Origin of the sequence: Dysgonomonas sp. 521 (assembly GCF_010501055.1) — a bacterium.
Lineage (GTDB): Bacteria > Bacteroidota > Bacteroidia > Bacteroidales > Dysgonomonadaceae > Dysgonomonas.
In genome coordinates this window covers 1-5,892 of the sequence record NZ_QVMO01000142.1, presented here as the reverse complement: position 1 = coordinate 5,892, position 5,892 = coordinate 1, and the positions used below count along the sequence as shown (strand labels likewise).

Genomic DNA, 5,892 nt, shown 5'->3' with positions numbered 1-5,892 from the left:
AAAACAAAAGTCTGTCGCTTATATAGTGACAGACTTTTTTTCAGTTATTATACTAGAGGCAAATGTAAGTAAAAGTATTGGTATTTGGAGGTGGAATTGGATAATTTAACATTTAGGGGTACCCCCAAATTACAGTTAGCCTATGACATGAAGGGCGTCCAAGACTATTTTCAACAGGAACAGAGCCGCTATTACATATACTGTCGTAGATACATCTTTATATTTGCCAGAACATACTTTGATGAAAGCAAAGCTTAGCATACCGAATACAATTCCTTCGGCGATACTGTACGTAAAAGGCATAAAGACAATGGTAAGGAATGCGGGCAAACCTTCACTCATATCATTGAAGTTGATCTTAGCTACTGACGATATCATAAACAGACCGACAATAATCAGCGCGGGAGATGTAGCTGCTGCCGGAACCATCAGAAATAACGGAGCCAAAAATAATGCTAAGGCAAACATGATGGCAGTACTTACTGCCGTTAACCCTGTGCGTCCGCCCGAAGCAACGCCCGAAGCGCTTTCTACATACGATGTGATGGTACTGGTACCCAAAACGGCTCCAACTGTCGTGCCTAATGCATCGGCAAATAGTGCTTTCTTCATCTGTGGGAAATTTCCGTTTTCATCCGCTAATCCGGCTTTTGATACAACGCCAATCAGTGTGCCTACTGTGTCGAATAAGTTTACAAACAAGAATGTAAATACAACGATCAGCATCTTAAGAGAGAATATGTTACTCCATTCAAACTGTGCAAATATGGGTGCGATTGAAGGAGGTGTGCTTATTATGGATGTATCGGGTAATCTCACATCGCCAAGTATAATGCCGAATATGGTTGCTACGATTATACCTATCAGGATGGAGCCATTTACGTTTCGCACAAATAATACTGCTGTTACAAACAGGCCTAAGAGAGCGATCCAAACACTGTGTTGGGAGAAGTCTCCTATCGACATTAATGTATTCTCATTAGCGACAACGATCCCTGCTCCTTTCAGCCCAATTAAAGTTATAAATAAACCTATACCGACTGGGATAGCTTCTTTTAGAACTTTGGGAATACTTTTGACAATCAACTCGCGTATATTAAAAAAAGTAAGTAGGATGAATATGATTCCTTCTATAAAAACTGCCGTTAATGCCATTTGCCAAGAATATCCCATTCCTAAGACTACCGAAAATGCAAAAAAACTATTCAGCCCCATTCCGGGAGCCTGGGCAATTGGCAGTTTAGCATATAAGGCCATCATCAGGGTCGCAAAGATGGTAGCAAGCGCCGTAGATGTAAATAGTGCATCTTTGTCCATCCCAGTTGAAGACAATATGCTCGGATTGACTATCAGGATGTATGACATGGTAAGGAATGTAATAAGGCCAGCTACGAGTTCCCTGCGGATAGTCGTATTATTCTCTGATAGTTTAAAAGTTTTTTCTAATAGATTTTTCATTGTTTCTTATATCTTAGAAGTTCCACTTGGCGGCGATAGTAGGGTTTACAAGAACTTTGTTCGAACTTGTTATGAAATTATTACTAATTTCGATCTCAGTACCTAAGGCCAGATTTGAAGAAACATTATACCAGAATTGTGGTTCGGTAAGGAGGATTACCTTTTTGCCGTCACGGTCTACTCCGTGAACTGTGTTTTTATCTTGAGTCCACAGGTCAAGGAATCCGTTGATTCTGAATTTATTGTTGAACAGGTCAACTCCCCATGTAACTGTCCACTGGATATCGTTGCTTACTCTCTCGAAAGCATTGTATTTATACGCCAGATATGTACCGATGTTGACTCCTTTTATGTTTGTGGCATAAGATGCTCCTGCCATATATGCATTTGCAATAGAGAAACCGAAGTTTTCAGATTTACCTACTCCGCCGTTAAACTCCAGGTGGGCCATAACAGGGCTTTTTCCCAGTTTTATGTCGCGGGCAATTTCGAGGTACATCGTTCCTATATTTCCTCTGCTTTGATTGAAGTCCAGATCGACAAACATGAAGGTGGAGCCCCATTTGTCAGGCTTGAACATTTCGAATGTAGCAGTGAAATAGTTTTTCCCGGAAACCTCATTTCCATGTAATGCATGACGCGGGTCGAAGTGCAATTGCAAATTCTGGGCATACATCGAGAAAGAAGATACCATTAAAATTAACGTGAAGAGTGTTTTTTTAAGCATCGTTGTATTATTTATAATTAAGTTGCAAAAATATATAAAAAAACAGCATATAATATATGGCTGCAGTTATTTAAGTAAAAGAAATTTATAAACAACACTTTATGGCACTCCTGCTTATCTCCTAAAAGAAATTATCTTCATTTTTTTGCACTTTTGTTTTGAAATATAAAAAAATGTCATACCTTTGCACCGCTATAAGCAAAAACGGGATGTAGCGCAGTCCGGTTAGCGCACCTGCTTTGGGAGCAGGGGGTCCCAGGTTCGAATCCTGGTATCCCGACGGTTGAAAAACAAAGAGTTAGACAAAAAATCTAACTCTTTCTGTTTTTATATGCACATGCAATTTGCATGCAACTTCACAGATTCGATGCAAAATATTGATGTCTAAAGCTACACGAGAATGCGGGAGCCCTTCATAAAGTTTTCATATATTTTCTTCTTTTTACATCTGATATACACCCCTGATATGGAGAGCCAAATAAGCAAGGCTTTCGGCAAAAATACACTTCTAGGTACGAGAAGGAAGATTTTTGCAACGAAACAATGCTTGGTCTTGTGTTTTGGCTCGGAATATATTTTTGTATAGAAGATGGGAAAGAGAAAAATAAATTGCGCATCATTTCAAATCTCGAAAATCGTCCCAAATGAATTCGCTTATTGAAGAATGATCTATTGATTTATTTCTCATTTTTTTATAGTGCTCACTAAATAGTTGAGGCTTTATTAATGCGGTTATCATTTTCTCTTTTATAATCTCATAAGGTGTATCTTCCCACGCTAAGCATTCAAGATAATAACTTAAACCATCAGTATATCCATTATCTGCCAAGAAAATAATTTCCGTACCACCCATTACCTGTATAATGTTATAAATATCTTTTCTGAACGTTACATACCATCCGTCATCAGAGTAAAAATCAGCATTATACAACAAATGGTAGCGATAAATCGTACCGATGATACCAATATTTTTATATAATGAGAAATAATAGGAAGATGGGCTTGCAAAATCAATCGGATAATAATCATATATATCTTTGTAATAACAATATTCGGTATCATCTTCTATTCTTTTTCCTCCTGCATTGAAATAAGATTTAGAAAGGTTTAACCCTCTAAATTTCTCTAAAACAGCATCGAAATAGATATCAGTTTCTTCTCCTGTCAATTTTGAATTAGTTATAGCATAGAGTGATGTTCCCATATTATTCCTTTGTCGTTGATGCCTCTCCTTTACATAACTTATCTAATAAGGCTATCGTTTTTATGAAAGTCGTCTCATTCTTTCTGAAACCCAAATATTGAGATGTTTGATTATTCTTCAAGATAAGGCTGGATATAAAGTGATGATATTTAGGATGAATCCTCTTTATAAATACCGGATAAGCATCAAATGCAGGATTAACAATTATATTACCAGACAGATGAAGCGAACCATGGAGTGATATTGCATTAGTATTATGTATTTTTACCCAATCAGTACCATCTTTCTGTTTACTGTAGATAGCAATGAGGTCATTCTCGGTAGCGCAAAACATCGTTAAAATCTTAGCATTAGTATTCCATCCGTTCTGATATTGTTCACCTTTCTTCCTATCGTATCTGCCGTTTTTTCCTTTCGGCCGAATAATATCGTATGGCGAAACTACATTGACACAACCATTGTCGTAGCACATAAATAACCGTTCTTTTCTCAACGATTTTGTTATCGGCAATTCATACACAACAGTATCGTTATTGATAGCATTATTCTGATATGACCAGTTCCCATTTTTGTAAAAAGTCATATAATACCAAATATCACTTATCTTTTCTGTCGTTGACTCTTGCTGAATGCTCTGTAGCAATGGTATATCTCCATCCTGTTTGTGTATTTCAACATCAGGTTCATTCCACTGTATAGAATTATTTAAATTTACGGTATTTAGTTCTAATCGTTCTTTTATAAACCACGTTATCTCATCTCCTTTCAACAGTTGAGTCATATTTCCGGCTCGTTGATACAGTTTCATTCCATTCATAAATACCGGCTTCGAAACAGGGTCAATGCCAATCACACAATATACCATTTCTTCTTGCTTGAAAAACTTAAATTTCAGCTTACTATTAGAAATTCGGTTCAGTTGATCTATAACGGCATTTCTTATTTTCTGTTCATATCCATCTGTATTTTGTTGATATACCTTATCATCGTACTTACTTGTCCCAATATGTGGCATATCGTCATTGATGCCACAAACTTGCCCACTATCGTTGACTCCTATATATAGCTTTCCCCCTGTCGCATTCTGAAAACCGGCTATCGTTTTCAGGATAATCGTTATCTGCTTATCAATTGCAGGCTCAAACTCGCCGGCAGGGAAAACTATAGAACTCTTAAATTCCTGTTTGTCATCCTCTTTTCCGAACAGGCTTTCTTTCAGAGAGTCTTTCAATGGTTCTGCATATTTCGGTTTTTCCTTACGTTCCGGTTTTATAGAACTTTCATAGACAGGTGTAAGCCTCAGATATGATTTGAATTTTTCGTTCTCCTCGATACTCGCTAATACCAACGAGAATATGTCATTGACATCTCTTTCGGGTTCTCCGCCGGATGGATAATAACGATGAGTGATGCCGAAAATATCTTTTAGTACATAAAACGGGGCTTTTGTTTTCTCGTCTGTCTTTTTTTCTATCAACTTGAAGGCGTATTCTTCGCCCACATTCCTATACCGATCGTGTAGCACATTGGCTCTGCGTTGTTCGAGTATAGGCAGTCCCCAGAGGTTCACACTCTTTACTACACACTCTATCTCTGTGGGCAAGTCGTCCCATTCTATCTGATAATCAAATGGCGATACCCTGTATGTATCTCTTTCGCCATCGCTCAGATAAATATATTTTTGCTCATTCTCTCCTTCACGTATGTCTACAACCTTGAATGTATAGCACTTATTTAGTCTCTCCTTACGAATATAAAAGTTTCCAAATATTTTTCATTTCGCTAGCATTTTCATCAGTAGAAAACTATTTGCATTTGGTTGGCAGCATTTATTATATAGCCAAGAAATGAGATTCTTCATCCATTTCTTGAGATTCCAGGCTGTGGCACTTAGAAGAGCATTGATTTGGACATACCTCTCTCCACAGAGATAATTTTCATGCATTCTGAAGTCTGATTTGAGATGTGCGTTAACCGGTTCTATTGCTGCCCTGCGTCTAAACTTCCTCCGCTTTTTTTGTTTTTGATAATTGCTGTCTGCTTTCAAGGGTTTGCCCGGGACACTGACCTTTACTCCTTTTATTGGGTTGACCCCTCTTGCTGCACGGTCATAGACGATCTCTTGGGGTAGCGGCAATTTATTCCTTTCCAGCTCGCCTATCAATGGCTCCAGGGTTCTGCTATCGTGAGGGTTGCCGGTGAAAGTGCGGATAGAGGTAATTACCAGGGAGTTGAAGCACATCAGAAAGCCTACCTTGTTGCCAAATTCGTAGGGCTTGTGAGCTTTACCTTTGGCGATGCAGTCTGTGTAAGGCTTGTGTAAACTGTAAATTTTATGTTTATCTGTCTTTTTCTGAGCGAGGACCTGATGATAGATAGAGAGTTGATGTTGGTAAATCATGCGTTCCAAGTCGGGAAGAATGCGTTCCAATTCCCGTAACATACGCCCGGCTATGGTGTGAAGTTTGCGGCGGGCTTTGGCCGCGTTTTTCTTTCGCCTGGG

5 protein-coding genes and 1 tRNA gene are annotated in these 5,892 nt (G+C 38.5%); 1 reads left to right on the top strand and 5 read right to left on the bottom strand.

The window, feature by feature from the left end:
• Positions 1-135: 135 nt before the first annotated feature.
• Together D0T84_RS20945 and D0T84_RS20940 are read right to left on the bottom strand one after the other, a co-directional pair.
• Positions 136-1,458, bottom strand: coding sequence for an NCS2 family permease (locus tag D0T84_RS20945; protein WP_163309850.1), 1,323 nt, complete (start codon positions 1,456-1,458; stop codon positions 136-138).
• A 13-nt stretch (positions 1,459-1,471) separates the two neighbouring features.
• A complete protein-coding gene (locus D0T84_RS20940; protein ID WP_163309848.1) occupies positions 1,472-2,185 on the bottom strand; it encodes a DUF5020 family protein in 714 nt (237 codons plus the stop codon).
• A 205-nt stretch (positions 2,186-2,390) separates the two neighbouring features.
• On the opposite strand from D0T84_RS20940, the gene D0T84_RS20935 reads away from it, so the two are divergent.
• Positions 2,391-2,465: transfer RNA gene (locus D0T84_RS20935), tRNA-Pro, on the top strand.
• Positions 2,466-2,801: 336 nt separating this feature from the next.
• On the opposite strand, the gene D0T84_RS20930 is transcribed toward D0T84_RS20935, so the two are convergent.
• The 3 genes from D0T84_RS20930 to D0T84_RS20920 form a co-directional block, all read right to left on the bottom strand.
• Entirely contained in the window at positions 2,802-3,389 is a 588-nt protein-coding gene (locus D0T84_RS20930; RefSeq protein ID WP_163309846.1) for a hypothetical protein, read from the bottom strand.
• 1 nt (position 3,390) lies between these two features.
• Positions 3,391-4,992 carry a helix-turn-helix domain-containing protein gene (locus D0T84_RS20925; protein WP_163309844.1) on the bottom strand — a complete coding sequence of 534 codons (1,602 nt, stop codon included), beginning with the start codon at positions 4,990-4,992 and terminating at the stop codon, positions 3,391-3,393.
• A gap of 171 nt (positions 4,993-5,163) precedes the next feature.
• The coding region (locus D0T84_RS20920; RefSeq protein WP_163309842.1) for a transposase at positions 5,164-5,892 on the bottom strand (729 nt) is incomplete at its 5' end.

Coding starts and splice junctions, on each gene's coding strand:
- D0T84_RS20945 (WP_163309850.1), bottom strand. CDS start 1,458: ATGAAAAATCTATTAGAAAAAACTTTTAAACTATCAGAGAATAATACG.
- D0T84_RS20940 (WP_163309848.1), bottom strand. CDS start 2,185: ATGCTTAAAAAAACACTCTTCACGTTAATTTTAATGGTATCTTCTTTC.
- D0T84_RS20930 (WP_163309846.1), bottom strand. CDS start 3,389: ATGGGAACATCACTCTATGCTATAACTAATTCAAAATTGACAGGAGAA.